This window comes from Mesorhizobium sp. M4A.F.Ca.ET.020.02.1.1 (genome assembly GCF_004022645.1).
In the GTDB taxonomy this organism is placed as follows: domain Bacteria; phylum Pseudomonadota; class Alphaproteobacteria; order Rhizobiales; family Rhizobiaceae; genus Mesorhizobium.
In genome coordinates this window covers 1-4,990 of sequence record NZ_RZOI01000465.1, presented here as the reverse complement: position 1 = coordinate 4,990, position 4,990 = coordinate 1, and the positions used below count along the sequence as shown (strand labels likewise).

3 protein-coding genes are annotated in these 4,990 nt (G+C 61.6%); 1 reads left to right on the top strand and 2 read right to left on the bottom strand.

Annotated elements, in window-relative coordinates; genetic code table 11:
* The first annotated feature begins 87 nt into the window (after positions 1-87).
* A complete protein-coding gene (locus EN742_RS24220; protein WP_127406362.1) occupies positions 88-603 on the top strand; it encodes a CAP domain-containing protein in 516 nt (171 codons plus the stop codon).
* 7 nt (positions 604-610) lie between these two features.
* Here the strand turns inward: EN742_RS24220 and EN742_RS24215 are convergent, their stop codons facing one another.
* Positions 611-3,274 (bottom strand): EAL domain-containing protein, encoded by a 2,664-nt coding sequence (locus EN742_RS24215; protein ID WP_245492388.1) that lies wholly within the window; start codon positions 3,272-3,274, stop codon positions 611-613.
* 386 nt (positions 3,275-3,660) lie between these two features.
* Positions 3,661-4,990 (bottom strand): DHA2 family efflux MFS transporter permease subunit (locus EN742_RS24210; RefSeq protein ID WP_128333367.1); only part of this gene is annotated, 1,330 nt, incomplete at its 5' end.

Sequence of the window (4,990 nt, the reverse complement as noted above, 5' to 3'; positions counted from 1 at the left end):
CCGCGAAAGCCGCCTAGGACCAGGCGCGTCGGGAGATTTCGTCGCCCTGCCCGGCAAAAGCCATGATCGCCATTATGTCAGGCGGGCATGACCGTTGCTAGAATCGAAACCCACCAGATCCCGGACCTGAACAGGCGCCTGCTGCTCAAAGGCGCTGGCATAGCCGCTTTGGCCGGGCTCGCCGCATGCTCGACCACTGTGCTGCCGACCGGAGAAGGCGCCGGGGTCTCCTCCTCCGCCACCGGGACGCTCGCCGGCATCCGGTCTTCGGCCGGGCTGCCGCCACTGGCGGCCGATGCGCAGCTTGAACAGGCGGCGCTGCAGCAGGCCGGCTATATGGCGTCACGTGCCCGCATGAGCCACACCACCGGCTGGGGCAAGGACTTCGCCTCGCGCATGAAGGACAACGGCGTACGCGGCGCAGCAGGCGAGAACATCGCCGAGGGCCGCTTCGACCTGCAGAAGCTGTTCGACATCTGGATGCATTCGGACGGCCACCGCCGCAACATGCTCGACTCGGACTTTTCCCGCTTCGGCCTCGCCTATGTGCGCGACGGCCGCGATCCGAGCCTGCGCTACTGGAGCCTCGTGCTCGGGAGATAGGCCTCGCCTATCCCTGTTTTGTCGTCAGAGTTCCCGACGCCGGAACGCCTTGGCCGTCATCCGCCACGCTCGCCGTGTGGAGCAGTTTCTCGATGCCCTGGGCAGAGACCGGCTTGCTGAAATGATAGCCCTGCATTTCATCGCAATTGTTCTTGCGCAGGAAGGCCACCTGGTCGTCTGTCTCGACGCCCTCGGCAATGACCCTAAGATGCAGATTCTGACCCAGTGAAATCACGGCGCTGGCGACAGCCTGATCGTTCTCGTCGGCGGCGAGATCCTTGATGAATGACTTGTCGATCTTCAGCCGCGCCACGGGAAAGGTCTTGAGCGCGCTGAGGCTGGAATAGCCTGTTCCGAAATCGTCGATCGAAATCTGAACCCCCAGGCTCTGCAAGGCGTCCATCGTCGCGACCGCCAATTCGACGTCCTGCATGATAAGGCTCTCGGTTACCTCGAGCTCGAGATGCCTGGCCTCCAGGCCGCTGTCCGTCAGCGCGTTCACGACACGGCCAATCAGGTTCGGTTCCCTGAATTGCCGCGCCGAGACGTTTACGCATACGGTCAGGGGTGGCAGACCGGCATCCTGCCAGGCCTTGTTCTGCCGACAGGCTTCGTGCAGGACCCAGTCGCCGATCGGTACGATCAGCCCGGTCTCCTCGGCGGTCGGAATGAACGTGTCCGGCGCCACCATGCCTCGCGTCGGATGCTTCCAACGCAGCAAAGCCTCGACCGCAAAGACGTCTCCTGAGCGAAGATCGACCTGCGGCTGATAGAGCAGAATGAATTCCGAGCGAGCCAGGGCATTTCGCAACTCCTCCTGAAGCAGGAATTTCTCATGCGCCCTGGTGTTGAACTCGGGAGCGTAGAACTGGAAATTGTCGCGGCCGAATTCCTTCGCGCGGTACATGGCAGCATCGGCATTGGCCAGCAGCTGATCTGGATTCGTCCCATCCTTGGGATAGTTGGCGATGCCGATGCTGGCCGTCGCCCTCAGCCGATGCCTTCCCAGATGAACCGGCTCCGCGATCGCTGCCCGGATCTTTTGCAGGGTCTCGGAGATCAGATCGACATTCGTCGGCTGGTCGAACAGGACTATGACGAACTCGTCGCCGCCAAGCCGCACGACTGTGTCGGTCGGCCTTACGCATTCGACCATGCGGTTGGCGACGGTCTTCAGCAGTACGTCGCCGGCGTTGTGGCCGAGCGTGTCGTTGACGAGTTTGAAATTGTCGAGGTCGATGAACACCACCGTCACCCAGCGATCGTACCGCTGCGCATAGAGCAGAGCCTGCGAGAGCCGGTCCTCGAGCAGAGCGCGATTTGGAAGCCCTGTCAGCACATCATGGTTGGCCATGAAATGAATCTGGTCTTCAGCCAGTTTGCGCTCGATGGCGATCCCTGCAATCCGTGTCGTGAAGTCGATCAGCCGCGTTTCGGCCTCGGTCGGTTCGCGCACCGTCATCGAATACATCGCAAAGACACCGAGCACGGCGCCTTGATGCGATAGGATCGGGGTCGACCAGCAGGAACGATAGCCGAAGGGCGCCACCACCTGACGGTATTCTTCCCAAAGCGGGTCCTGCATGATGTCCGCGACGATGACCGGCTCCCGCCGGTAGACGGCGGTGCCACATGATCCAACCTTGGGGCCGATGGCGATCCCGTCGATGGCATCGGTATATTCTTTCGCCAGGCTCGGCGCGCCGCCGTGCCGCAAATGGCTGCCGTCCTTGTCGAGCAGCAGGACGGAACCGAATATCCCCGTCAACTGCGACTCGACGAGGCGCATCAGACGGTCGAGCACGTCTTCGAGCAGGGCGCTCATTGCGATCATTTCCAGGATATGCGCCTGCCCGTCCCGAAGGACGTCCGCCTGCTTGCGTGCGGTGACATCGTGAGCGATGCCAACCAGTCCGATGACGTCATTCTGGGCATTGCGCAGCGGCACCTTTGTCGATGACACCCACTTGCCGGCGCCCAATGCATCGACAATGAACTCTTCCTTGTCGATCATTGGTTGCCCGCTGCTGAGCACGTTCTGCTCCACAGCGCGAAATTTCCGAGCAAGTTCCGGGGCATGGAGATCAAAATCGGTCAAACCGACCATGTCGCTGGTCTTCTCCCTTCCGCTGTCGAGCGCGAGAGCCCTGTTCGCCACGATGAAGCGCCTTTCCGTGTCCTTGACCCAGAGATAGTCGGGCACCCAGTCGATCAGCGTTTGCAGCGAGATGCGCTCAGCGGCGATCTGTCGATTGGCAGCGAGCGCCGTGATGTCCTCATGCGTGGCCACCCAACTGCCGTCGGGCATAGGCTGGTGGCAGACCTGAATTGTCCGACCGTCGGCGAGGTTGGCGGTCCATACTCTTGGTGCCGTGCCCGAATTGACGGAGCGGGCCAATGCAAGATAGGCGTCGGCATCGGTCGCGGAGGTTCCGACAGCGACGCGAAGTGCGACGATTTCCCGGAGCGTTAGCCCCGGCCGCAATTGCTCAGGCGCAATGTGGTAGATTTCCGCATAGCGGCGGTTGGACAGGATCAGCCGTTCACCGGCGTCGAAAAAGCAGATGCCCTGCGAAACGTTGTCGATCGCCGTCTCAAATCGCAGCGCCTGCCCTTCGAGCGATGCGATCCTGGCTCGAAGATCGCGCTCGAGCGTTTCGTATGAAGCCATCGTCAGCTTTGCCAGCGCCGCAAGATTGGCCGACTCGGGTGCTTCGGCGGCTTTCCTGGATGATTTCGTGCCCAAACAGAGTTCCTCCAGTTTGGTGCCGGCGCAAAGCAACACGGCTCGCCTTCAACCCAAAAGCGACCGCATCGTGATCGATATATACTAATGGTAGGTGAACCGGGAGCGGTAGGTTGTGTCTATCTGAAAATCCTGGCGCTGTTCCCTAGCCACGATTTTTTGAGTCCCGGATGCAGGCGCGGCCGCTACGCCGCGCCGGTCAGAGCAGTTTAGCGTCTGGTAGAACCGCTGAACTGGTCTGACTATTTGTTTGTACGCAATTCCGGACGGAAAACCGTTTCACACTTTTCCTGGAATTGCGTCAGCAAACGTCAGTCCATATGCGCTGCTGACGCGCCGCCCGCCGGCGCCGCCTTCGGCTTGCGCAGCAGGAAGACGAACGGAATGGCAAGCAGCGTCATCACCATCAGGATTTTGAAATCGTTGACGTAGGAGATCATCATCGCCTGGATGTTGACCAGCCGATCGATCTGCGACAGCGCCGTCGGATCGCCGCTCGCCGCCGCCGGCGAAGCGGCCCAGAGATTTGGGTTGAACGGGTTGATGAAGGCCGAAAGCTCGGTGTGGTTGATCTGGGTGTTGCGCACCATCAGGACCGTCACCACCGACACGCCGATCGAGGAGCCGAGATTGCGCACCAGGCTGAACAGCGCGGTGGCATCGGTGCGGTAGCGCGCGTCGAGCGTGGCGAAGGCGACCGTCGACAGCGGCACGAACACCATTCCCATGCCCAGCCCCTGGATGACGCCGGAACTGAGGATGAGCCAGTTATCCATCTGCGGCGAGAAGCTGGACATGGTGTAGAGCGATTGCGCGGTCAAAAGGAAGCCGATGACGACGAGGATGCGGGCGTCGATCTTGCTCATGAGCCGCCCGACGACGAGCATCGAAATCATCGTGCCTACGCCGCGGGGACCGATGACGACGCCGATGGTCATGGTGGGATAACCGAAGATGGTCGACAGCATCGGGGGCAGCAGCGACATCGAGGCCAGGATGAGCACGCCCATGACGAAGATGAACGCCAGGCCGGTCACGAAATTGCGGTCGAGGAAGATCTTGGGATCGATGAACGGGTGCTCGGCCGTCACTGTGTGGATGGTGAACACCCAGAAGCCGGTGATGGCCAGGCCGAGCTCGATCCAGATCTCGACCGCGGAAAACCAGTCGACCTCGCCGCCGCGATCCAGCATCAGCTGCAATGCGCCGACGCCGAGCGATATCATGGCGAAGCCGAAGAAATCGAAGCTGCGCACCCGCCGGGCAACGGCCGGCAGATAGGCGGCCATGCCAAGGAAGGCGAGGATGCCGACCGGCAGGTTGATGAAGAACACCCAGCGCCAGTTGAAATTCTCGGTCAGCCAGCCGCCCAGCGTCGGGCCCAGGATCGGCCCCAGCATGATGCCCGCGCCCCAGATCGCCATCGCCTGGCCGTGGCGCTCCTTCGGGTTGATGTCGAGCAGGAAGGTCTGCGACAGCGGTACGATCGCGGCACCGAACACGCCTTGCATCAACCGGAACAGGACGATGGTCTCGAGGCTCCACGCCAGGCCGCACAGCATGGAGAAGATGGTGAAGCCGACGACGGCCGTCAGGAACAGTTCCTTGCGGCCGTCGTCGGCTTCACCATCTTCTCCATGC